At 69.0% G+C, this 23,211-nt stretch carries 17 protein-coding genes and 1 tRNA gene; 12 read left to right on the top strand and 6 right to left on the bottom strand.

Annotated elements, in window-relative coordinates; translation table 11 throughout:
* Window positions 1–145: 145 nt before the first annotated feature.
* Complete coding sequence (locus ACWCXC_RS29050; protein ID WP_450686236.1) at window positions 146–1,153, bottom strand: hypothetical protein; 1,008 nt, start codon at window positions 1,151–1,153, stop codon at window positions 146–148.
* A 319-nt stretch (window positions 1,154–1,472) separates the two neighbouring features.
* On the opposite strand from ACWCXC_RS29050, the gene ACWCXC_RS29045 reads away from it, so the two are divergent.
* The 3 genes from ACWCXC_RS29045 to ACWCXC_RS29035 all read left to right on the top strand — a co-directional run bounded on the left by ACWCXC_RS29045 (window position 1,473) and on the right by ACWCXC_RS29035 (window position 5,806).
* Window positions 1,473–2,906 (top strand): FGGY family carbohydrate kinase, encoded by a 1,434-nt coding sequence (locus tag ACWCXC_RS29045; protein WP_450890987.1) that lies wholly within the window; start codon window positions 1,473–1,475, stop codon window positions 2,904–2,906.
* A 46-nt stretch (window positions 2,907–2,952) separates the two neighbouring features.
* Window positions 2,953–4,374 carry an FAD-dependent oxidoreductase gene (locus ACWCXC_RS29040; protein WP_450890986.1) on the top strand — a complete coding sequence of 474 codons (1,422 nt, stop codon included), beginning with the start codon at window positions 2,953–2,955 and terminating at the stop codon, window positions 4,372–4,374.
* Window positions 4,375–4,537: 163 nt separating this feature from the next.
* Window positions 4,538–5,806, top strand: a complete 1,269-nt coding sequence (locus ACWCXC_RS29035; protein WP_450890985.1) for an FAD-dependent oxidoreductase — start codon at window positions 4,538–4,540, stop codon at window positions 5,804–5,806.
* Here the strand turns inward: ACWCXC_RS29035 and ACWCXC_RS29030 are convergent.
* Together ACWCXC_RS29030 and ACWCXC_RS29025 are read right to left on the bottom strand one after the other, a co-directional pair.
* Complete coding sequence (locus ACWCXC_RS29030; protein WP_450686452.1) at window positions 5,796–6,296, bottom strand: hypothetical protein; 501 nt, start codon at window positions 6,294–6,296, stop codon at window positions 5,796–5,798. The two genes, ACWCXC_RS29035 and ACWCXC_RS29030, sit on opposite strands and share 11 nt — an antisense overlap.
* 82 nt (window positions 6,297–6,378) lie before the next feature.
* Window positions 6,379–6,912 carry a DUF309 domain-containing protein gene (locus ACWCXC_RS29025; RefSeq protein ID WP_450890984.1) on the bottom strand — a complete coding sequence of 178 codons (534 nt, stop codon included), beginning with the start codon at window positions 6,910–6,912 and terminating at the stop codon, window positions 6,379–6,381.
* Window positions 6,913–7,019: 107 nt separating this feature from the next.
* Between ACWCXC_RS29025 and ACWCXC_RS29020 the strand changes: the two genes are divergently transcribed.
* Together ACWCXC_RS29020 and ACWCXC_RS29015 are read left to right on the top strand one after the other, a co-directional pair.
* Window positions 7,020–9,653 carry an ATP-binding protein gene (locus ACWCXC_RS29020; protein ID WP_450890983.1) on the top strand — a complete coding sequence of 878 codons (2,634 nt, stop codon included), beginning with the start codon at window positions 7,020–7,022 and terminating at the stop codon, window positions 9,651–9,653.
* Window positions 9,654–9,702: 49 nt separating this feature from the next.
* Window positions 9,703–9,776: transfer RNA gene (locus ACWCXC_RS29015), tRNA-Pro, on the top strand.
* Window positions 9,777–9,886: 110 nt separating this feature from the next.
* Here the strand turns inward: ACWCXC_RS29015 and ACWCXC_RS29010 are convergent.
* Window positions 9,887–11,104, bottom strand: coding sequence for a tyrosine-type recombinase/integrase (locus tag ACWCXC_RS29010; RefSeq protein ID WP_450890982.1), 1,218 nt, complete (start codon window positions 11,102–11,104; stop codon window positions 9,887–9,889).
* Window positions 11,104–11,403: a helix-turn-helix domain-containing protein gene (locus ACWCXC_RS29005; protein ID WP_450890981.1), complete on the bottom strand. Its 300-nt coding sequence runs from the start codon at window positions 11,401–11,403 to the stop codon at window positions 11,104–11,106. Before ACWCXC_RS29005 ends, ACWCXC_RS29010 begins: the two co-directional genes overlap by 1 nt.
* A gap of 775 nt (window positions 11,404–12,178) precedes the next feature.
* On the opposite strand from ACWCXC_RS29005, the gene ACWCXC_RS29000 reads away from it, so the two are divergent.
* From ACWCXC_RS29000 to ACWCXC_RS28970, 7 genes are all read left to right on the top strand, one after another.
* Window positions 12,179–12,769: a hypothetical protein gene (locus ACWCXC_RS29000; protein ID WP_450890980.1), complete on the top strand. Its 591-nt coding sequence runs from the start codon at window positions 12,179–12,181 to the stop codon at window positions 12,767–12,769.
* A gap of 123 nt (window positions 12,770–12,892) precedes the next feature.
* Window positions 12,893–13,180: a hypothetical protein gene (locus ACWCXC_RS28995; protein ID WP_450890979.1), complete on the top strand. Its 288-nt coding sequence runs from the start codon at window positions 12,893–12,895 to the stop codon at window positions 13,178–13,180.
* A 928-nt stretch (window positions 13,181–14,108) separates the two neighbouring features.
* Complete coding sequence (locus ACWCXC_RS28990; RefSeq protein ID WP_450890978.1) at window positions 14,109–15,326, top strand: hypothetical protein; 1,218 nt, start codon at window positions 14,109–14,111, stop codon at window positions 15,324–15,326.
* The gene (locus ACWCXC_RS28985) at window positions 15,323–17,284 is read left to right on the top strand and encodes a VMAP-C domain-containing protein (protein WP_450890977.1); all 1,962 of its coding nucleotides are present in this window, start codon (window positions 15,323–15,325) and stop codon (window positions 17,282–17,284) included. Before ACWCXC_RS28990 ends, ACWCXC_RS28985 begins: the two co-directional genes overlap by 4 nt.
* Complete coding sequence (locus ACWCXC_RS28980; protein WP_450890976.1) at window positions 17,281–18,315, top strand: AAA family ATPase; 1,035 nt, start codon at window positions 17,281–17,283, stop codon at window positions 18,313–18,315. Before ACWCXC_RS28985 ends, ACWCXC_RS28980 begins: the two co-directional genes overlap by 4 nt.
* A gap of 10 nt (window positions 18,316–18,325) precedes the next feature.
* Complete coding sequence (locus ACWCXC_RS28975) at window positions 18,326–21,052, top strand: SAV_2336 N-terminal domain-related protein (RefSeq protein WP_450890975.1); 2,727 nt, start codon at window positions 18,326–18,328, stop codon at window positions 21,050–21,052.
* Between the two features lie 511 nt (window positions 21,053–21,563).
* The gene (locus ACWCXC_RS28970) at window positions 21,564–22,457 is read left to right on the top strand and encodes a DUF5655 domain-containing protein (protein ID WP_450890974.1); all 894 of its coding nucleotides are present in this window, start codon (window positions 21,564–21,566) and stop codon (window positions 22,455–22,457) included.
* 144 nt (window positions 22,458–22,601) lie between these two features.
* Here the strand turns inward: ACWCXC_RS28970 and ACWCXC_RS28965 are convergent.
* Window positions 22,602–23,211: hypothetical protein (locus ACWCXC_RS28965; protein WP_450890973.1), on the bottom strand; the 610-nt coding region annotated here is incomplete at its 5' end.

Below are 23,211 nucleotides of genomic sequence, written 5' to 3'. Positions count from 1 at the left end.
GGGGACCTCCGTGAGCGGTGAACGAAAGGGAGATGCATACGGAAACGAAAACGAAAACAAAGGCAAATCGGTCAAGCGAAAGGAAAGTAGTCAAACGAAAGAAACGGGGTGCGGGCCCGGTGCGTCCGTTCACCTCTCCGCCGGCTCAGCCGTGCGGCCCCCGCCCCGGGTCGCGCGCCGCGGTCAGCGCCCGGCTGCGGGCCCGCACGAAGACCTCCTCGGCGCCGCCCGGGTCCTTCGGCGAGCGGGTGCGGTACGCCCACGGCAGCGACGTGAAGTACGGCCCCAGCTCGCGGAAGACGGGAGCGGCGTCGGCGAAGCGGAGCGCCCCCCACAGGGCGTGCGCCAGGTGGTTGAGGTCGAGCAGGGTGTGTGTGGCCGGGGGAGTGAGGCGGAACCACCGCTCAAGGGCGCGTTGCGCCTCGCGTTCGGCGTCCTCGGTGACCCAGTGCAGATCGAGCGCCTTCTCGTGTCCGTTCTCCCGCCGGTAGCGCTCGACCCGCACATACAGCGGCAGGACGTGAAGCGCCGATCCGTCGGGGGCCGACGAGGACGCCCACTGCACGAAGTTGACGGCTTCGGAGAGCGAGCCGCCGGCCTTGCGGGCGTAAACGAACTGGAGCATCCGGTGGTAGGCCTCGCGGTTGTACGGGTCGCGTTTGTCGGCCTCCGCGAGGAGTCCCCAGGGCCCGGGGAAAAGCATCGGGCCGGGCGGGTGGAGCCGGTGCTCCTCCAGCCGCTGGCGTTCGTCCAGTTGGGAGAGGGCCAGCAGGCACACCCACGGGACGGGGTCCGCTGGCGAGGCGTGCGCGGCCGAGCGGCAGGCCTCCCATGCCTCCTGCCACAACTGCTGGCCGCTGGGATGGCCGGAGCGGCGGGCCCGGACCGCGCGCTCCACGCAGACCCGTGCCCGCATCACGGTCCCCGCGACGCTGCGCGGTTCCTCGGTCAGCCAGGCATGGACCGCGTCCGAGCCCGCGGCGACGGCCCCGAGCACCTGGGTGCGCTGGGTCCAGAGAGTCCAGTCGGGCGTGCTCTCCAGCAGGTCCCGCATGGAGATCCAGCGCCCTGTGCGTAAGTCCTGTAACGCCGAGCGGAGCGGACTGTCGTGGCCGGCCGGGTGGTACACCGGCCGGAATTCACTGTTGCCCATTCAGGTACTCGGTGCGTGGTGTCGGTGTCATCGATCCTCGGGGACGTGGGGGGTCAAGCAGCAGTTGAAATATGAACTGCTGTAAAGCGTCCGGTTGTTGCTCGGCGGTGAGTGTAGAGCCCTTCGTGCCGAACTCCCGAACGAATCCTGGAACTGCCTCAAATCCGGTGTGCGGAAAGGCGATCGGGATTCGAAGTCGGCTCCGGGCGCATCGTCCGGCGCCGCTTGACGTAGCTGCCGGGCTGCACCACTCTGGGTTCCCGCGACCGAAGATCACGATTCCGTTCAGGCCCCGTGCTTGCGTACCGCAGGAGATCCGATGTCAGGCCCGGTACTCGCCGTGGACCAGGGAACCTCCGGGACGAAGGCGCTGGTGATCTGCCCCGAGCGCGGCGTGATCGGTTCCGGTTCCGCCCCGGTGCGGCCGAGGTACGGCCCCGGCGGCGCCGTCGAGGCGGACCCCGCCGAACTGCTCGGCTCCGTCCTGGACGCCGGGGCCCGCGCCCTGGCCGAGGCGGGCGAACCGGTCGTCGCGGTCGGCCTCGCCAACCAGGGCGAGACCGTGCTCGCCTGGGATCCGGTCACCGGCAGACCCCTCACCGACGCGATCGTCTGGCAGGACCGCCGCTCCGAGGACCTGTGCCGGGAGCTCGCCGTGCACGAGGACGAGCTGAGACAGCTCACCGGCCTCCCCCTGGACCCGTATTTCGCCGCCCCGAAGATGGCCTGGATCCGCCGCGAACTGACCCGCGAGGGGGTCGTCACCACCAGCGACTCCTGGCTTGTCCACCGGCTGACCGGCGCCTTCGTGACCGACGCCGCCACCGCCGGACGCACCCAGCTCCTCGATCTGGACGCGGCCGGCTGGTCTCCCACCGCCCTGGACCGCTTCGGACTGACCGGCGAACGCCTGCCCACCGTCGTGGACGCCGCCGGAACCTTCGGCACCACCACCGCCTTCGGCGAGGAGATCCCGCTCACCGGCCTCCTCGTCGACCAGCAGGCCGCCCTGCTGGCCCAGGGCGCGCTGGAGCCCGGCACCGCGAAATGCACCTACGGCACCGGCGCCTTCCTGCTCGCCCAGACCGGCACCGTCCCGCGCCGAGGCACCTCCGGCCTGGTCAGCTGCGTCGCCTGGCGGCTCGGCGGGCGTACCGACTACTGCCTGGACGGCCAGGTCCTCACCGCCGCCTCCGCCGTCCGCTGGCTCACCGACCTCAAGGTCATCTCCGGGGCCGCCGACCTCGACCCGGTCGGCGGAGGCGTCCCCGACACCGGGGGCGTCACGTTCGTCCCGGCCCTCGCCGGACTCGCCGCCCCCTGGTGGCGCGGAGATCTGCGCGGATCGCTCACCGGACTCGGCCTGGACACCACCGCTGGCCATCTCGTGCGCGCCCTGTGCGAGGGGATCGCCGCCCAGGTCGTGGCCCTGGCCGACGCGGTCGCCGACGACCTCGGCGCCCCGCTGTCCGCTCTCCGCGTCGACGGCGGTCTGACCCGCTCGGCCCTCCTCATGCAGACCCAGGCCGACCTGCTGCAACGCCCCGTCGAGGTCTCCGCGCTGCCCGATGTCACCGCGCTCGGGGCGGGCGCCGTGGCCCGGCTCGGAATCGATCCGGCGCTCACCCTCGCCGAAGCCGTACCCGACTGGCACCCGGCCGCCGTGTACGAACCGCGCATCGGCCCCGACGAGGCCGCCGAGCGCCGCGCCGCCTTCCGCGCGGCCGTCGACACCCTCCTGGAACGGTCATGAACCCGATCCCGCGCGCACAGAGCCCCCTCCCGGCGGGACCCGCACGGTGACCCCCGCCGTCACCACCGCCGGCGACCCCCTGCCGGAGCCGCCCGGCGGCGCCCCGTACGACGTCACCGTCATCGGCGCCGGCGTCGTCGGCACCGCCCTCGCCCGCGCGCTCGCCCACCACCCGCTGCGCATCGCGCTCGTCGAGGCATCGGACGACATCGGCACCGGCACCTCCAAGGCCAACACTGCGATCCTGCACACCGGTTTCGACGCCGTCCCCGGCTCCCTGGAGGCCCGTCTCGTACGCGAGGGGCAGCGGAAGCTCGCCGCGTACGCCGACGACACCGGCATCCCCGTCGAACGGGTCGGCGCCCTCCTGGTCGCCTGGGACGACGAACAGCACGCCGCGCTGCCCGCCCTGCTCGCCAAGGCCGAGGCCAACGACTACCACGCGGCACGGATCCTGGACGCCGAGCAGGTCGCCGCCCGCGAACCCGCTCTCGGCCCGGGAGCGCTCGGCGCCCTGGAGATCCCCGACGAATCCGTCATCTGCCCCTGGACCACCCCGCTCGCCTTCGCCACCCAGGCCGTGCGCGCCGGTGTCCATCTGCATCTGGACTGCCCGGTCACGGCGATCGAGACCGGGAAGGACGTCCATGTCCTGACGACCGCACGGGGACCGCTGCGCACCCGGTTCCTCGTCAACGCCGCGGGACTGCACGCCGACACCGTCGACCACATGCTCGGATACGACGACTTCACGGTCACCCCGCGCCGGGGCCAGCTCCTCGTGTTCGACAAACTCGCCCGCGACCTCGTCCGCCACATCCTTCTTCCCGTGCCCACCGTCGCCGGAAAGGGCGTGCTCGTCGCGCCCACCGTCTTCGGTAACGTGCTGCTGGGCCCGACCGCCGAGGACCTGGACGACAAGACCGCCACCGAGTCGACCGGGGAAGGCATCGCGCTGCTGCGCGAGAAGGGCCGCCGCATCCTGCCCCGCCTCCTCGACGAGGAGGTCACCGCCGTCTACGCGGGCCTGCGCGCCGCGACCGGCCGGGAGGACTACCGCATCCAGGACCACCCGGACCGGCGCGCCGTCACCGTCGGCGGCATCCGCTCCACCGGTCTCACCGCCTCCATGGCCATCGCCGACCACGTCACCGGCTTGCTGGCCGGCATCGGCCTCGACCTCGGCGAACCGTCCGCCCTTGCCCCGCTCACCATGCCCTACCTCGGCGCCCACGACCGCCGCCCGTACCTGAACGCCGCGCTCGTCGCGCGGGACCCGGCGTACGGAACGATCGTCTGCCACTGCGAACGGGTCACCGAGGGCGAGATCCGCGACGCGTTCGCCGCCACCCTGCCGCCCCGCACCCTCGCGGGCCTGGCCCGCCGGACCAGGGCCGGCAACGGCCGCTGCCAGGGCTTCGCCTGCCGGGCCGGACTCCGCGCCCGCCTCAAAGGGACCACCACATGACCCACCCCCACAGCCCTGGGGACGGGGACATGGCCCGCGCCCACAGCCCGGGGGACCGGGACGCGCCCCGCCCCCACAGCCCGGGGGACCGGGACGCGCCCCGCTCCCACAGCCCGGGGGACCGGGACGCGGTTCGCCCCCACCGTCCGAAGGAGACCGCGCCATGACGCGCCGCGAACGGACCGTCGACGTCCTTGTCGTCGGAGCGGGACCGGCCGGGCTCGGCGCCGCTGCCGCGCTCGCCGCGGCCGGGGTACGCGGGGTCGAGGTCCTGGAACGCGAACAGACGGCGGGCGGCGTCCCGCGCCACTGCCACCACCCCGGGTTCGGCTCCACCCGGGCGGGCGGCGGCAGCAACGGTCCCGTGTACGCCGAGCGGTGCGCCACGGCCGCCGTACGCGCCGGGGCCACCCTGCGCACCGGCGTCACCGCCACCGGCTGGGCCGGACCCCGCACCCTCGACATCACGGGACCGGGCGGACTCGAACGGATCACCGCCGGTGCCGTCGTCCTCGCCACCGGGGCCCGCGAACGCCCCCGCAGCGCCCGGCTCGTCCCGGGCACCCGCCCCGACGGCGTCTACACCACGGGCGAACTCCAGCAGGCCGTCCACCTCCACCACCAGCCCATCGGGCGCCGCGCCGTCATCATCGGCGACGAGGCGATCAGCGTCGCCGCGGCCGGCACCCTGCGCGCCGCCGGGGTCCGCCTCGTCGCCCGCGTCACCGAGCGACCGCCGGCCCTGCCCGCCGCCCTCGGCCCGAGGCTCGGCGCCCCGCTCCTCACCCGCACCACGGTCACCGCGCTGACCGGCCGCACCCGGCTCACCGGAGTCGCGCTGCGCCACGCCGACGGCCGTACGACCACCCTGGTCTGCGACACCGTCGTCTTCACCGGCGACTGGATCCCCGACCACGAACTGGCCCGGAGCGGGGGCGTTCCGCTCGACCCCGGTACCCGGGGCCCCGCCCACGACTCCGCCCTCCGCACCGCCCGGCCGGGCGTCTTCGCCGTCGGCAATCTGCTCCACGCGGTCGAACGGGCCGGTGTCGCCGCCGCCGAGGGCCGGGCGGTCGCCGCCCCCGTCCTGCGTCATCTCACCACCGGGGACTGGCCGGAAACCCGGCCCGCGCTCACCGTCGACGCTCCGCTGGAATGGATCGCACCCAATCTGATCGCCCCGGAAGCGGCCCGTCCGCTCGGCGGCCGCTTCCTCCTGCGCACCTCCCGGCGGCTGACGGCCCCGGTGCTCACCGTCCACCAGGACGGACGGGAGCTGTACCGGGGGAGGACCCCGCGCGTCGCGCTGCCGGGCCGCTCCCTCCCCCTGCCCGCGCACTGGCTGGACCGTGCCGATCCGCGCGGCGGCCCGGTCCGGGTCACCGCCGGACCACCCGCCCGGGGGCGGACCACCGGAACCCTCAGGGAATGAGCAGCCAGTCCGAGCCGACCGCCGCGACCAGGCCCAGTCCGAGCAGCCAGCTGCCCAGCCGCGTCCGGCCGTTGCGGCTGAGTTCGATGACGATCCCGCACAGGATCAGCGCCAGCCCGTACACCCCGACCACCAGGACCGAGGACCGGCTGGCGATCCGCAGCGCGAGCACGACCGCCATCGCCGCCATGCCCACCGACGACAGGACGATACGCAGCCGTCTCGCCTGCCGGGGCGTCAGTCTGCGCTCCCCGGCGGCTCCGCCCGGCTGCACGGCCGCGACCTCCGCGTCCGCGTCGCCTCCGTTCTCGTCCCTCCCCGCGAGCTCTCCGTCCTCCGACTCCGCGACGGAGCCTGCGCGCCCGGTGGCCTTCGTCCCCTCCGCCGCGTCGGCCGCGCCGGTCTCCTCGGCCTTGGCCTCGTTCTCCGCGGCTTCCTCGGGGACGGATATCGGGGCGTCCACGGACTGGTCCTGGTCAGAAGTGCTCATGACGCCGGATGGTAATGGCTCCGCCGGGCCGAGTTCACCGCTCTCGGTCAAGGGGAGGGAAAGGAAGGCGAGTTGGCCGCCGCTACGGTTCCGCCGGGTCCGTGCCCGCGCGCAGGCGCGGAGCCGCGCCGGCCGGGTCGACCGGCCGCGACGGGTCTCCCTCGACCCGCGCGGCCAAGTCCCTCGCCCAGCGCGCCAGCCGGCCGGGATCCATCCCGTGAACGGCCGGCGCCGCGCCCTCCGGCACGCCACCGGCCCCCGCGTACGCCTCCAGCGCCCCCGCGCCGCGCCGCAGCAGCCGAGCCCCGCCCGTCGCGTTGCCCCGGGCGGAATGCGTCAGCCCCACCGCCATCTGGGCCAGCCCGCGCCACAACTCCCGCTCAGCGGGCGGCCCCGACTTCCAGGCGTCCTCGAAGACCTCGTGCGCGTGGAACGGCATCCCGGCGTCCAGCAGCCGCTGCGCCTCCCGGACGGTTTCGGCCGGAATACGGAGGACGCCCTCGGGCTGCCGCGCCACGCCGGGCGCACCGTACGGCAGGGGCCGCCCCAGCCCGTCCCGGGGGCGCGCGTTGTGCGCCCTGCCTTCGGCGTCCCGGTCCCTGCGCGATGCGTCCATCCGTCGATTGTGCCCCGTACCAGCGGCGAACTGGCCGAACTACTGTCGGTGGGCCCCCGCGCACGATTAGGCTCGACCGACAGTGAACCGACGTTGGGGGAGTAGGCATGCAGCCGTCCCGGCCGCTGTACGAGCGCGAACCGGAACTCGCCGCCGCCGCACAAGCCGTCGACGCGCTCTGCGGCGCGCAGGCGGCCGGAGGGCTGCTGGTGTTCAGCGGCGAGGCGGGCATCGGCAAGACCGCCCTGCTGAGCGAGATCCGGGCGATGGCCGCCGACCGGTGCACCATCTGGTCCGCACGCGGAGGCGAGACGGTCACCTCGGTGCCGTTCCACGTGGTGCGGCAGCTGCTCCAGCCCGCGCTGGACCAGTTGCCGGCCGACGATGTGAGAGCGCTGTTCGGCGCCTGGTTCGACATCGCGGCTCCCGCCCTCGGACTGGCCGAACCCTCCGACCTCCAGCCCGACCCCCAGGGTGTGCGCGACGGACTCGACCACGTCGTCTCCCGGCTCGCCTCGCGGATGAGCCACCGGCCGCTGCTCCTCGTCATCGACGACGCGCACTGGGCGGACGGCGAATCCCTCGCCTGGCTCGCCTCGTTCACGGCCCGTCTCGGCGAACTGCGCGTCCTGGTGGTCCAGGCGCACCGCCCCGAGGAGCTCTCGGCGCGCGAGGACGCGGGCGCCGTCGCGAGCGGACACCCGGCCCAGGTCCGCGTCGCGCTGCGCGCGCTCACCCCGGACGCCACCGCCGAACTGGTACGGGCCGCGCTCGGCGAGCACGCCGACGACCCGTTCTGCCGCGAGGTCTGGGCCGTGACCGGCGGCAACCCGTACGAGGCCGTCGAACTCGTCGCCAAGGTCCAGGACAGCGAGATCGTGCCCCTGGAGGAGTCCGCGGGGCTGCTGCGCGAACTCGGTGCCTCGGCCCGGGGCAGCGGCCTGGTCGCCCGCCTCGAACGGCTCGGGACCAACGCCAACCGCTTCGCCTGGGCCGCCGCCGTTCTCGGCACCGACATCTCCCAGGACCTGGCCGCGAGCCTGGCCGGCATGACTCCGGCCGAGGCGGCGGACTGCACCGCCCGGCTGCGCGAGGCCCGGATCGTCAGTGGCTTCGACCCGATGGAGTTCGTCCACCCGCTGATCGCCTCGGCCGTGTACCGCTCCATCCCTCCGGCCACCCGGACCGCCATGCACGGCCGGGCCGCCTGGGCGATCACCCGTGCCGGACTCGGCCCGGCCGCCGCGTCCCGCCACCTGCTGGAGGTCCACCCGGACGACGACCAGGAACTGGTCGCCCAGCTCAGGGCCGCCGCCACCCAGCACCTGGCGGTCGGCGCCCCGGAGGCCGCCCGCCGCTGCCTGGAACGGGCCCTCCAGGAACCGCCGCGCCAGGACGTTCGCGCCACGCTCCTGTACGAGCTGGGCTGCGCCACCCTGCTCAGCTCCCCGGCCACCACCGTGCAGCACCTCAGGGCGGCCCTCGACATGCCGGGCCTCACCGACGAGTTGCGGGTCGACGCCACCTTCCGGCTCGCGGCGGCGCTCTCCCACAACAACCAGCTCAAGGAGGCCGCGCTGGCACTGGCCGCCGAGGCCGAGCGCACCCCGCCCGGCCCGGGGCTCATGCGGCTCCAGGCCGCCCACTTCCTCTGGGAGGGCATGCAGGCGAGCGAGGAGGACGGCCCCGGCCGCTCCCGCCGGCTGGCCGCCAACGCCGACCACCTCAAGGGCCGGAACAACGCCGAACGGGCGCTGCTGACGCTCCGCGCGTTCGACGCGATGCTGCGCGGTGAGAACTCCGAGCTGATCGTCGACCTCTGCGAACGGGCCCTGGTCAACGGCCACCCCGCCCGGGGCCTCGGCTGGACCGACACCGAGTGGGGCTTCGAACTCCCCACCCTGCTCGGCATCACCTACGCCTTCACCGACCGGCTGGACCGCGCCGAGGAACTCTTCGGCGAGGCCGTCCGCGCCTTCGAGATCTCCGGCTGGAGCGGCGCCCACCTGGCGTTCGCCCACACACTGCTCGGTCTGGTCCACCGCCGCCGGGGCCGTCTGGCCGAGGCGGAGGGCTTCCTGCGCGAGGGACTGCGCCTCGCCGACCGCGTGGGCAGCGGTCTGCCCGTCCACTGGGACGCCGCCTGCCTCCTCATCGACACGCTGCTGGCCCGCGGCAAGACCGCCGAGGCCCGTAAGGTCGCCGACCTGTACTCCTTCGGCCTGCCCTACCCCAGCGCCATGGTCCTGCCCGACGCCCCGTGTGTCCGGGGCCGGCTGCTCCTCGCCGAAGGCCGTACGAAGGAAGCCGTCACCGAACTGGAGGCGGCGGGCCAGTCCCTCGAACCGCGCGGCCGCTTCAACGGCATCTGGGGCCCCTGGGCCGGCGACCTGGCCCGCGCCCTCGCGGAGGACGACCCCGGCCGCGCCGCCCAGCTCGCCAACTCCGCCCGCGTCCACGCCGAACGTTTCGGCACGGACACCGCCATCGGCGAGGCCCTGCGCTGCGTCGCCCTCTTCGCCCGCCCGGAGGAGGCCGCCCACCTCCTCGGTGAGGCGGTCCGCCATCTGGAAGCCTCGCCCTCCGGCTACGAGCTGGCCCTCGCCCTCTACGACCACGGCGTGGCGACCCGCTCCCCGCGCCAGCTCGCCCGCGCCCAGAAACTGGCCACCACCTGCGGCGCCGAGACCCTGGCGACCCGCGCCCAGCAGGCACGGGCGTCGATCCGGTCCTCGGAGTGAGGTAATGTTTGTCCTGCGCAGCCGCCCAGCAGAGCCGGGTGACTGACAGCGGGACGTGGCGCAGCTTGGTAGCGCACTTGACTGGGGGTCAAGGGGTCGCAGGTTCAAATCCTGTCGTCCCGACTGGAGACAGTCGCAGGTCAGGGCCGGTTTCGGAGACATCCGAAACCGGCCCTTGATCATTTTTGGGGACCAGTTGGGGACCAACTGGAGGTCCGGCGCCCTTGACCGGGTCAGCGGGTCATGACGATGGGGCTCGGGAGTGAGCGTGGTGCGCGCAGCGCGCTGAAGTGGGCGGAGAGCGCCGCCCCGGCTGCCGTGATTTTGTGGACATCCGGGTGAAGGTAGCGCTGGGTGGTAGTAAGTGAACCGTGGCCGGCGATTCTGCGGAGGACGTGTACTTGGACCCCGGCGTCGGCGAACCAGGTCAGGCCGGTGTGTCGGAGGTCGTGGCGGCGCAGGTGCTCGTAGCCGAGCTTGGTGACGACATCGTCCCAGTGGGTGGCGTCGCGCAGGACGGCGGTGGAGATGCGTCCGCCGCGCGGGCCGGTGAACAGGCGGGTGTCCGGGTTGGGGCCGGCGGACAGGATGCGCTGGGCGACGAGGGGGCGGATCTCCTCGATGATGGGAACCTTGCGGGCCCGCTTGCCCTTGGTCCCCTTGTCGGTCAGCCCACCGGGTGCGGGTGTGGTCTGACGCCGCACGGTCCAGATCCACTGGGTGGTGTCGATGTCCCCGACGCGGCAGCCTGAGACCTCGCCGATCCGTGCGGCGGTACACGCGGCGAAAACGACCACGTCTCCCCAGCCGCGGTACTCGTCGTAGGAGGCGGCCACGAGTGCGTCGGCCAGTGCGAGGAGTGTTTCCCAGTCTGGCAGGGCGAGCGCGCGTGGGTCGAGGAGTTCGTCCTCGGCCTGCTTGTAGAGCTTCTGCCAGCCTGTGACCCGGGCGGGGTTCACCTTGATGAGGCCATCGCGCACTGCCTGCTCCATGACACGGACCAGGACGGCGATGGTGTTCTTCACCGTGGAGCGGCTCAGCTCGTCGGCGATCCAGTTCTGCACGGTGCGGTCGACGACGCCGTTGGTGATCATCCGGACCGCGACGTGGCCCAAGGCGGGCACGACACGCATCCGCCAGCCTGACAGGTAGGGGTCGAGTGTTTTCAACTCCAATCCACGCAGGGCAAGTTCCATGTTCGCGTTGCCGTACTCGGCGAGCTTCATGGTGGCGAGCGACGGGGACAGCCCTGCCTCAGCCGCCTCGATGATGGACTGGAGCCACTCCTTCGCTTCGTCCTCGTCCGCCTTCCCCTCCGACAGGGACAGACGCCGCTTCGTAGCCGGATCGAACCAGCGGACTCGGGCGCGGTACGGGTTGGGGCGATCAGGCCGGTACTCGATGTCGGTGGTGAGTCGGACACCGACCGGCACAATGGCCTTGTCGGCCATCATGCGACTCTTCCCGGGACGGTCCGGTGGCGACGCAGCCATTCCTCAACGTCGACCGCGCTGTACATGATGACGCGTTCCGAAACGGATACGAACGGCGGGCCCTGGGGTGGCCGGGCGGTGCGCCAACGGCGCAGAGTCGAGGCGTTTACACGCAGGCAGGCGGCCAGGTCGCGCGTCGAGTACCAGGCATTCGCCAGGAGAGACGACTGGCTGTCGTCTCGGACGAGAGGGGCACCGCCTTCATTCTTCGTGTGCGTCTGACGGTCTGTGTAGTGCGCTATCGGTTCGGTGGGCAAGTGCGGTGGATCTCCGGGGGCGTATGGAGCCCCAAAGGGATACAGAAGGCGGTCGGCGACAAGCGGCGCGGCCCGCAGGAACTGATCCGCAGTGGTGCTCTGGGCAAACGGCGGACAATAATCATCTGCAGAAGCGCCGGTTTGGCTAACCGGTGATGTTCGGCTATGTTGCCCTCATTTACGACGTGGTGAGCATCACGTGATCCGCCGATCATCGTTGTTCGATGACGCATCATGTGGAGTGCGTCGCCATCCTCGAACCGGCCGCGAAGGGCTCCTGAACTGGGGTTTTGTGAGTGCGTATTATGTGCGGTGTGGGCGTTACTGGCGATATCTTGACGCTGAAATGACGCTCGTGACGCTCATTTGACGCTCGTTCTGATGGGGCGTCAGGCGCCTTTTCGGGCAGGTCAGACCCTGTCAAGGTGGCGAGCGTCGATGGGGTGCCGAGGACAGGCGACGCTGAGCGTGGACCTACTGAGTCGTGCTGATCAGATGTCCCGGAAGAGACCAGCGAGTGCGGTGACCTGCCACGATGAGCGGTTGGCGGTCGCTGACCTGCGCGAATGACCTTTCGGCTATTTCACGTTCGTGCCGCTTGATGGGGTCGGAAGTCCCAGAAAAGTCCCAGGGGACTCCCACAGCTGACGGGTGTCTTTTGGCTCTGTACGGCAGGCCGGATTCGTCGAACCGCCTAGTTTCCAGCCAGGGTGGTGGAGTCTGGACGTCGAGTAGCTGGCGCTCGGCCGATGACTTGCGGGATGGTGGGGTCCTGATGAGCGACGACGACTCTGAGGTCTCTGGTGACAGTGAGCCGGCAGCGCCCGCCAGCTCTCGGACGCCCTACAGCGAGAGGCCCGTCGCGCGGGCCCGGCGGGCGAAGGCTCAAGAGCTGATCGAGCGGCTCGTCGCCGAGGGCCGCTTTCGGATCACCGACCCTGATGACGACGAGGTCGCGGAGTGGCGGCGCGTCGTCAACTATGCGAAACGGCACGGCCTGGAACCAGCGGGCAAGCGCATTGAGAAGGTTCCGTACAGTGGGCCGGGGCTGGAGCTGTTCCTTGCGGATGGCCCGCATCCCAATGCGCGGAGTCAACGGGCGAAGGCGGGCGGGGATCCGGTTCCCGTTCCCTCACGGCTGGGGAACCTCCATCCGATCGTGACCGCGCTCAAAGACGATGAGAGTCGGCTGGTGATGCCCTCGGCATTGCGCCGAAGGGCGCTCCTGCTGTTGCAGGGACTGGCGGCTGAGGCAGTCCGGCGAGGCCACGAGGTGCGGAAGTCCCGGTCATCCTTCTACCCGCGCGAGGGCGGAGTTGATGTCGCTGTCGACGGCTTCGCGTATACCGTCACCGTCAGGCGGTAGTTCCCGGAGTCCACAGATGCGGAGCGCTCCGCTCGGCTCGTCGTAGAGCTCGCTCATGGTTTGACCGATCGGCCTGGTCGCTGGCGGGATCGGAAGACCCGGACGCTTGAAGAAGCCCTGGGTGTGATCCTTGGAGAGATTGAGGCGCGAGCGGCAGAGGATGCTCGGCACAGGCAGGATGAAGAGCAGGCCAGGGCGGAACGTGAAGTCCGCTGGCAGGCGGCCATGGACGTGGCAAGGGAACAGGCTGTTCGCGAACAACTTGCCCAGGTGCTTCGTGAACAGGCGGGCTGCTGGCAAGAGGCCGCGGTGCTCAGCGCGTACTGCACGGCGTTGGAACGCCGCATCGGCGAGTCGGACGGTGCTGCGGACGAGCAGGCTCTGGACTCGGCCCGTCGACCGACCCCTTGAGTAGGCTCCCAGAGATGCCGCAGACAAGCGAACCCACGCTGGAGGAAATCGAGCCGTACCTAAGGGGATGGAGCCCCCACGGACCAGAACGGCAAGGCTGACTACAGGACCGCACATGTTGCCGATGACGATCCCACTCAGCCACCTGCGCAGAGTGCCAGTAGGTTCTTCGTCTGCTGGCAGTACGGAGATTATGCTGCGCTGACCAGCAGAAACGTTGTCTGCGCCTCTTGGTTTCCTGAGCCCGGCCCGCGTATGGCCCTGATCTTGGTCGCGGTCGTCGGTTCTGCACGAGAAGGGTTCAGGTGGGCCGTGCTGGACCCAGTGGACTACGTCATGAAATTGTCTAGGTGGTGGCGCTGACCTGCATCGATGCGGCTGCACGCGTCCCTGACTTGCATGAATGAGTCTTTCAGCGTCTTTCAGAATCTTGCTGCGTTACGCGGTCGATTCTCCCCACGCGCTCCCCAGCGTCTTCGATACTCCCCAGGTTCTCCCCAGGAAGCGGCGTTGCGGCGGGCCGTGGTGGGATCGGAGGTCAGCCCAGAGAAGACACTGCCAACGGCACGCTGAGTGACGGCCAGGTGCGGGTAGGGCAGAACCTGGCGCCGCGGATGAGCACAAGGTGCGGATCTGATGCTGCCTGGGCAATGTGCCAGGTACCGGGGACTACCGCCGCACGGCGCGGTCGATGCAGCATCCTCCCGAGAATCGGGTGCTTGGGTGCTTCGCTTTCGGACATCCTTCTGATGGCAGAGCTTGGCGGCAAGGTCCGCGCTGGGGCGGCGACTCAGCCAGCCCCCTGCGTCGCTGCGCATCCACCGAGGCGCCCCGCAGCACGTGCAGCAGCACTGATTTCCACTTGCTCATGCGGTGCAGCAGATATTCTCCTGTCTGCAAACTGCACGATGGGGGAGGGCTGGTCCGCATGCGGTTCATCTTCGTTCACGGGACTGGCGTGCGCCGTAGGCGTTACGACCAGTGGGCCAGCCTTGTCATTTCAGGGATAACCGCGCGCTTCCCCGATGCAGAACTGGTGCCCTGTTACTGGGGCGACGCCTATGGTGCGAAGCTCAGTGCGGGTGGCGCCTCGATCCCGGGGGTCGACGGTACTCGTGGCACGTCGGCTGCGAGCCCGCTCGACCAGGAGACCGCAGAGTGGCTGTTGCTGCTAATGGACCCACTCTGTGAGTTGCGGGTTCTGGCTGAGTCCGCTGTTGAGGACGACGGATTGGGGATGCCGGGAGTCCGTGCCGCAGGCGAAGAGATCGCCGATCGGCTCGCCATGCTGCAAGGCGACACGGCGCCCAGTGAACTGACGCCGTTGCTCGGGTCCATGGGCATCGAGGCCGGTTACCGAGAAGCCCTGACCACTGTTGCCGGTTCCGCAGAATTCGCTGGCGCGTGCGAAACGGTGCACGAGGCCCCGGCCGTCCGGGAGCTGGCAGCGACCGTGGCCCGCTCGGTTGTCGCCCAGGCTCTGAACGCAGCCGGGGACGAGGCTCTGTGTACCGGTGACGAGCGCGACCGGCTAGTGGACCTCGTCGGCGCGAGGCTGGGCGGCACTGGGCGTTTCCCGGGCGGCCGGGCTGCCGCCGTACTCGGCACGCTCGCCCTGCGGTTGACTACCCAGCCTGCACTCGATCACTGGAGGGCGCCGCTGACTACAGGATCCGTGCCAGCGCTCGGCGACATTCTGCGGTACCAGGCCCGTGGCCGGCCTCTCCGCGACCACCTAGAGAGCCTAATCACAGCGAGCCCCAAACCGACTGTCGTGATCGGTCACAGCCTGGGTGGCATCGCACTCGTGGATCTCTTTGCCCTCGCAGCCGTCGACCAGAGACCGCTGCCCGGGGCGCGACTGCTGGTGACTGTCGGCTCGCAGGCGCCACTTCTGCACGAACTGGGTGCCCTCTCCGGACTCCCGCCGACCGCCGGGCTGCCGCCCGGCTTCCCGCGCTGGCTCAATGTCTTCGACCGTAAGGACCTCCTCGCATACCGGGCGGAACCAGTTTTCCCCGGCGACTCCCGCGTCATCGACCACGAGGTGAGCAGCAGGCAGCCATTTCCGCTTAGTCACAGCGCGTACTGGAAGCTCGATGCGGTGTACGACCGGATCGCAGAGGAGATCGAGGCGCCACGGTGACAGTCGACGGGCATGAACATATCGACCCACATCGTGTCTTCGCGCTCGTCGTAGGCATCGAGTCGTACGGCATTAGCCACCGGTGGGACCTGCCCGGCGCGGCCCGCGACGCCGTACGGTTCGCCGACTGGCTTACCGGCCCCGCCGGCGTCCCGGACCACCAGGTGAACCTACTGCTCTCGCCTCTTGATCGGACCCGGCATGAGCTATCGCGGCACAGCTACCTCTCGCCGACCCGGGACAACGTAGAGCGGATCCTCTTCAAGGAACTTCCTACGTGTGACGGCGATCTGCTGTGGATCTACTGGGCCGGACACGGCTATCTCGACCAAGCCCACCAGATGCTCCTCCCTTACGCGGATGCTACCCGTGACTGGACTACGCATCTCAACCTGGAGGCAGCGCTGCGGTGGTGGAAGGGAGCTGGACCGGCTGACGGTCGCTTTCGCCGACAGATAGCCATCGGTGACGCCTGCCGGGTCGATGCCCGCGCGGCAAGCAAGCTCTCCTTCGGCGAGACGGACTACGGAGCACGTCCGCCAGACCCAGGGCGCCGCCAATTCACGCTTTACGCCTCACACGCTGGCGAGGTCGCGCAAAACCTCGCTGACCGGGGCGCTGGCCAGTTCACCGACACTCTGATGCGCCGGCTACACGAGAGCACCCTGGACCAGAGTGTGCACGGACTCGTCGGCATCGCCCGCTCCTTGCAGGCTGACTTTCAGCTACTGCGGACCAAGGGGCTTGCCTGGCAGTACCCGCAGTTCGTCATTGACCGCGATTGGAGCGGCTCTACCATCTTCGGCGATCGCTGGACCGATCCCGACTTCGCAGGACCTGGAGCTCCGCGTCTAGACCAGATTGGCTGGAAGGAACTCGGCGCGCTATTGCACGGACGAGGGGCCCCTGCCCATACTCACGATGCTTATCGCTGGGCCTTCGACATCACCGGCTGCGCGCTTCCCGCTCACCGCGGCCTGCCGCCCGGCGGGCTGATGGCTATCGCTTACGACCTCGACGCTCGACAGGGCAGGCAGCGCGACATGCCGCTCACGCTGCCCTTTATTCGCTATCTCGCTGCATGCTCTCCCGAGCTGCCATGGGCCGAAGCGGCTGACGCCTGGGTCGACGAAACCCGGGAACGCCTGGGTGCGGCTCCCGTCCCTGCCCCACCCCAGCCAGATCCCGAACCCGCGGGTCTACATGCACGGCTCGCGGAAGACACTGAAACCGACGGCGTCTACTGGTTAAGGATGTGGCTCTACCGAGAAGGCGCCTTCGAAGCGACTTTTGAGTCGAACCGCCCCCTAGCCATGTCGGAGGTGCAAGATCGGTTGGCCAGGCAGTTGCTCGCAGATCAGGAGGGCGGGCTGACGCGCATCGAGTTCCATGTGCCCTACGGTCTGTTAGAAGAGGAGTTCGAGTGCTGGCGGCTGTCAATCGGAAGGCGGGGAAAGGAGATCGAACTCGGCTGCCACTACGAGGTCCTCGTGCGCTGTCCCGGCGAACGCGATGGCGTGGCAGGGGAGCACTGGCGGCGCAAGTGGCAGTGGTTCAAGGCCCATGGTGGAACTGACCCGAAGGCCGTGCACGAGCTGGGCGACGGCGACGTCAGTGACACCCTCGGCGTCTTTCTACAGGCCACTGAACCGCCCGTGTGCGTGCTGGCCGACGTGTCCCAGCAACGCCTGACGGACACGCTCGACGCCGTGCTGGACGCCGGCGTACCAATTGCCGTCTGGCCACGCCGCGGCCATGCGCCACCGGCCGTAGGCGGGCTGGTGGCCGCGCTTGCGGGAGCAGACGGAATGGATGTCCGTCGGCTTCCTGCGTTGCTGAGAACACTACGGATTCCCCCGCCCGGAGCCCCCACCGACGGGGTGCGACGGTCTTCGTTCCCCTTGGCACTGATGTGGGACGACCCCGAACGCGTACCTGAAAGGCGGCCGCTGTCATGACGGCAAAGGAATGGTGGATCTACCAGGGCCCCGGGACCATCCAGCAGAGGCACATGCGGCTGGCTGAACAGCGGCCGCCCTGGCGTGACTTCTCGGGCGTGCAAGATCCGGAGTACGCGCCACCGGGGACCGGTGGCTCAGCCTGGCGGGAGACGCACCGCAGGGGCACCGGATACGTGCCGGACATGGCCGAGAAGGACGCGGTCAACACAGCCCTGTACTTGCGCCGACCGCTGCTGGTCACGGGAAAGCCCGGCCTCGGCAAGTCCACGCTCGCGTACAGCATCGCAACCGACCTGGAACTCGGTCCCGTACTGCACTGGCCGATCACCAGTCGCACCACCTTGCGTGATGGCCTGTACCAGTACGACGCAATCGGCAGGCTTCACGATGCCAATCTGCGCAACCTCCAACAGGCACCCGCCACCCCCTTGGACCCGTCCATCGCACCGTATCTACGCCTCGGGCCGCTGGGTACTGCACTGCTGGCGCAAGACCGGCCCCGTGTGCTGCTCGTTGACGAGATCGACAAGAGCGATATCGATCTGCCCGGGGATCTGCTCACAGTCTTCGAGGAAGGGGCTTTCGAGATCCCTGAGCTGGTTCGGGTGGCGGCGCAGCAGCATGAGGTGAGGATCGGTACGCAGGACGATCCACAGGCGCGGGTACGGGTGGAACGCGGGCGGGTGCAGTGCCGGTCCTTCCCCATCGTTGTCCTCACCAGCAACGGAGAACGCGACTTCCCTCCCCCCTTTCTACGACGCTGCATCAGACTGCACATGGAGCCGCCAGGAAAGGAGAAGTTGACGCAGATCGTTCGGCAGCGGCTGGGACTGGACTGCACGTCGGACGAGCACTACAGGGAACTCGTCGAAGCGTTCATCCACCGACGCATGGACGGCGACCTCGCGACCGACCAACTACTAAATGCCGTTCAACTGCGCTTGAAGGGGGCATGGGCCGACCCGGACGAGCGCACACAGTTCCTGGAGACGGTGCTGCACCGGCTCAGCGGCCCCTCGTCCGTGTGAGGACCCTTCGGTGATCGAGGAATTGCTCGCAGCCCTGCTCGAATCGGGTGCCGACGCCGGACACGAGGAACTGGCTGACATCCTATGGCTAGCCGCGCGCATCAGCGCCGAGGGGCATCTGGCCCGCACGGGCGACGGAGGAGAGCCGGACGTCGAACACGGGGCCGTGCCACCGAGCAAGCCAGACCGAGACGACGGTGGGCCTCAGGCCAGCGAACGGTACTACAGCGCCACGCCCGCAGAGGACACGAGTGGTGTCAGTTCGGACGCTCGGCGAGGCGAAGCCGTCCTAGTGCGGCGCGCTCTGGCCCTCGAGAACCCCCTCGGCATTATGAGGGCGCTGCGTCCACTCGGCCGCCGGACGGCACCAGGCGTCACCACGACTGAGTTGGACGAGGAACTCAGCGCCAACAGCAGCGCCGAGCAGGGCATGGTAGTGCCGATACTGAAGCCACAGCGCGGCCGTTGGCTCGACCTAGCTCTGGTCATCGACACACATCACTCGATGCTTCTCTGGCACGACCTGGTCAGCGAGCTGACACGCACCATCGAACAGACTGGCATCTTCCGCGACGTACGAGTGTGGTTCCTAAGCGGTACTGAGGCAGGAGGCACACCGACTGTCGCACGGGCGAACGGCGGCGACTCTCGCCGCCCTCAAGAAGTTGCCGATCCGTCCGGACACCGGCTGGTACTGGTAGTCACGGACACGGTAGCGGAAGGCTGGAGCGCTACCAGCCTCGAGGCCGTCTTGGCCCAGTGGGCGACACACAGCCCACTGGCACTCCTGAACGTGCTTCCGCGCCGTCTGTGGACCCGGGGCGCGGTGGCCCCAGCGGGTGTCGTTGTACGGGCCGCGCGGCCGGCGGCCCCCAACGCATCGTGGCGCCTGGCCGAGGCAGCTCCACTTGGTGGTCGTTCCAGGCCGAGCTCTAGGAGCCGAGGCCGGCAGGGGCTCGCAGGCAGCATTGCGATTCCCATAGTTGAGGCGTCGCCCCCGGGTCTGGCTGTGCTGGCCTCGCTGGTAGCGGGCGAGGGCCGGTGGAACAGGCTTTCGTGCCTGACAATCGGCCGGACGGGTACGGACAGTGGGCCAGCCCCGGCTCCGGCGTTTGTTGCCGCCCCGGAGCTCGATGGGACCCAGGCCCTGCGCCGTTTCCAGGAGGCCGCGTCACCTGTTGCCCAGGAGTTGGCGGGCTATCTGTCCGCAGTACCGCTGACCCTTCCCGTGATGACACTCGTACGCCGGGCCATGCTGCCGCACTCGGACCACGGCCATATTGCGGAGGTCGCGCTGGGCGGACTCTTGGAAGGGTGGCAAGACGGTCACGGCATGCGTGACATGGCGCGCTTCGAGTTCCACTTCCTGCCCGGTGTGCGCGAGGCGCTGTTGGGTGCCCAACTGCGCCATGACATCACTGCGGTACAGGAACTGGTCCGGCGGGAGGTAGCAGGCTACGTCGAACGGCTCGCAGGAGGAGTGGGCGGTGATTTCCCAGCGATGCGTACGACAGCCGGGGGAACGGGAGAGCGAAGCATCGGCCCACGGGCGATGCCCTTCGCAGAGTCCGCCCTGCCACGGGCGGCGTGGCAGCAGGAACGGGAACGCTTCTCATTTCCGGTCCCCGGTGGTGTCGTGGCAATGGCTTCGGTTCCTGCCATCAATGGCCGGACGTACCTAGCCACCTACAGCCGACCGGATGGAAAGGTACGAACGTGGGACCCAGAGACGGGCTCCATGGTCAGTGAGCCATTTACGGTGCAGGCGCCTGGAGTCGTGGCAATCGCCGCAGTCCCAAGGCGTGCGAGATCTCCACTGCTCGCGACGGTCGACTATGGCGGGGAAGTGCGCCTTTGGGAATCAACCGACGGAAGATATGTCGGAATTCGATATGCTATTCGCTCAAAAGAAGTTCTGTCTATGGCGGAATTTTTAGAGGCGAACGAGCCCCCGCGTCTTGTTGTTGCGGAGTATGGCGGAGGCTTCCAAACCCGGGACGCTATGAATGGGGCTCCAGTCGGTAAGACCCTGCGGACCGGCGCGTTCCCCGGACGGGCCGTGACTGCACTCGTCGATCCCGCCGGGCGGCGCTGCCTAGCAACGGCCGACTACAGCGGCATTGTGCGGCTGTGGAATCTTCGAGTAGAACCTGCCGCTCGCCATGAACTAATCACCATTCGTCCGCAAAAGGTGCTGGCCATGGCTGCCATCGATAGAAGTTGGAGTCACAGCCTCCTGGCCACCATCGGGTACGACAGCATTGTTCGCGTGTGGGATCCCTTTGTGGGGTCGAAAGTTCCCGACCCCGACTCAGTTCTTGATCTTGATGCGATGGACCCAATCCGATTCGAGAGATTGGTCTTCCGCCTTCTCGAGGAGATGGGTGAGGGGTCAGTGGCTATTGATGAGAGAAGGGATACAGGAATCGATGCGATGCTTACTCGTCCAGGCGCCCGGGAAACCATTATCGTTCAGGTCAAGCACGTCCGGAGGGCCGTTGCTGGCGAGGTTATCCGTAGCTTTGCCCAGTCCATACACGACAGTGAGGCCCGCAAAGGGATGGTCATCACGAACGGAACATTTTCAAAATCCAGCATCGAATTTGCCCAAGGGGTCGGGCGTATTCAGCTAATCGATGGCCGTGCGCTGCGAGGACTGATGCGGGAGCATCTTGGAATCGACTTCTTCCTCGAATCGCCGCCGAATGTGCCGCCAGCGACCCGTGACAGCCGCTGACGCGGTCCGTTCGCCCGAGTTTGGCTTCTTCCTGCACGCAGCGGCGCAGCGCCGGGGCGCGCAGGTGGGGATGCCGACCAAATGGATCGGCGCCTCAGCGCCTGTATCGCGAGATCGCCGGTGGCGTTCCGGGTTAGGGAGTGACTTGCGGAGAACGAGCTTGGTGGAGCGGGGGTAGCAGGCCACGCGGTCGAGGGTGGTGTGCCTCCAGCCCTCGACGAGCTGTGGTCCATGTGAGGAGCAGGAGTGGGAGGGGCCCAGCGCTTAGAAGGCGCCTGCTCTATCCACTGAGCTACGGGGGCTGACCTGCGCAAATGCAGCTTTCGAGAGCTGTCCCTCAGCGCCTGGGGGACGGATGGGGGAATCGCGGATTCCCGGCGATCGGGGGACGCGAGCGCTCCTCGATCAGGCCGTACGTAGGGTCTCACAGCATCTTCACGTTCTCGAAGCCTCCCTCGGAAACAATTTCGCATCTCATCGGCGTTGGTGTTCTCCGAGCCGGGGGAGGCGGGTGGCGGACTTGAAGTTGTTTCGCATGGACATGATCAACCTTGGTATGGCTGAGGTCGTGCCGCGTCTTGCTGAGATCGAGGCGGACGTTCAGCGACTTGTTGAGGACTGCATGGAGACGCTGCTGGGCGTTCGGTTCTTGGCGAGCGAGTACAGCACCGGACCGGTGCTCGGGGGGCGAATCGACTCGCTGGGACTGGACGAGAACGGTTCGCCCGTAATCGTCGAGTACAAGCGCGGCACAGACGCCGGCGTGATCAACCAGGGCCTGTTCTACCTGGCGTGGCTGATGGACCACCGGGCCGAGTTCGAAGACCTGGTTCGTGACCGGCTCGGGGTGACGGCCGCGTCCAGAGTCCTGTGGAGCAGTCCGCGCCTGATCTGCATTGCCGGCGACTTCACCCGGTACGACGTGCACGCCGTGGGTGAACACCGGCGCTCGATCGACCTGGTCCGCTACCGACTCTTCGGCACCGACCTGTTCGGCTTGGAGACCGTGGCCTCCACGAGCGGTGGCACGCAGGTCCGCCCGGCGCGGCCTCGCCCGCGTACCCCGACAGCGGGTGGCGGCCGGGATGCGGTCATGGCGGACCTGGCCGGCGCGGTCGACGAGGCCCTGCTCGGGCTCGGGGACGGTGTGTCCCGCGTCGAGCGCAAGCAGTACCGGGCGTACCAGCGGCTGCGGAACTTCGCCTGTGTGTGTCCGCCGCAGCGGACCAAGCTGGTGGTCTACCTGAAGGTCAGCCCGAAGAACGTCGATCTCGTTCCGGGTTTCACCCGCGACGTGTCGGGCCTCGGGCACCACGGGACCGGTGATCTGGAGGTGCAGCTCCGCACGCCGATGGATGTGGAGAAGGCGCAGGATCTTTTCCGGGCGAGCTACGCCGCGGCTTGACGGCGGGCTCTTGGCCTCGTGCTTCAGGGTCAGGCTGCGGTTGCTGGTGGGTGCCTTTCGACGGACGGGCAGGGCGTGGCGGTGGACTACCAATGATGCGGGGGATCGCCGGTTTGGCCAACCGGCGATCCTGGGCTATGTTCCTCAGCCCTGATCCGGGGGTGCCGATGAGGGTTCGAGGTGCGGGTTCGCGTCTTCTTGCCGGTTCGGTTGGCCGAGGTCAGTGAGAGGCGTTGTGTGGGTGATGACGTCGACGCGGTGTGATCGGGCGTAGGCGGCGATGGCCAGGGAGAGCTTGGGTTCACCCTCGGTCCGGCGGGCGGTGGCGGCAACGTGGGCCGATAGCTGCGGGGTTACTCGCATGCGTCCTTGGAGCAGGCGCAGATTGCCGGTGCCGTGCTTGGCCGCCAACTGGGCCGCCTGTTCATGGCCGGGCTTCTCCACCAAGGCCACCATCGGCTGCACCGGCCCGTCGCCGGAGCAGACGATCACTCCGTGGGTGTGTGCCGCAGTCATGTCGAACGGTGCGGCGAGCACCGCTGGTGTGTCCGGCGAGCCGAGAGCCGCCAGGGAACGGAGTGCGAGGTGGGTGGGATCGACGTTGTCGGCGAAGGCCACGTAGTAGTCGCCGTTCTTTGTGCGCAGATGTTCGGCACCGTTTAGACGTCGTCTTGATTGGCTGAGACGAGACGAGAGTGCGGAGGATGAACCCGTGTGCTTCCTTACTTCTCGGCCGGATTGTGTCGGCAGCACC

It is taken from the genome of Streptomyces sp. NPDC001515 (assembly GCF_053597115.1).
The sequence above is the reverse complement of the archived record's forward strand: the minus strand, read 5'-3'. Positions and strand labels throughout refer to the sequence as shown.

Coding starts and splice junctions, on each gene's coding strand:
- ACWCXC_RS29050 (WP_450686236.1), bottom strand. CDS start 1,153: ATGGGCAACAGTGAATTCCGGCCGGTGTACCACCCGGCCGGCCACGAC.
- ACWCXC_RS29045 (WP_450890987.1), top strand. CDS start 1,473: ATGTCAGGCCCGGTACTCGCCGTGGACCAGGGAACCTCCGGGACGAAG.
- ACWCXC_RS29035 (WP_450890985.1), top strand. CDS start 4,538: ATGACGCGCCGCGAACGGACCGTCGACGTCCTTGTCGTCGGAGCGGGA.
- ACWCXC_RS29030 (WP_450686452.1), bottom strand. CDS start 6,296: ATGAGCACTTCTGACCAGGACCAGTCCGTGGACGCCCCGATATCCGTC.
- ACWCXC_RS29025 (WP_450890984.1), bottom strand. CDS start 6,912: ATGGACGCATCGCGCAGGGACCGGGACGCCGAAGGCAGGGCGCACAAC.
- ACWCXC_RS29020 (WP_450890983.1), top strand. CDS start 7,020: ATGCAGCCGTCCCGGCCGCTGTACGAGCGCGAACCGGAACTCGCCGCC.
- ACWCXC_RS29010 (WP_450890982.1), bottom strand. CDS start 11,104: ATGGCCGACAAGGCCATTGTGCCGGTCGGTGTCCGACTCACCACCGAC.
- ACWCXC_RS29000 (WP_450890980.1), top strand. CDS start 12,179: ATGAGCGACGACGACTCTGAGGTCTCTGGTGACAGTGAGCCGGCAGCG.
- ACWCXC_RS28990 (WP_450890978.1), top strand. CDS start 14,109: ATGCGGTTCATCTTCGTTCACGGGACTGGCGTGCGCCGTAGGCGTTAC.
- ACWCXC_RS28980 (WP_450890976.1), top strand. CDS start 17,281: ATGACGGCAAAGGAATGGTGGATCTACCAGGGCCCCGGGACCATCCAG.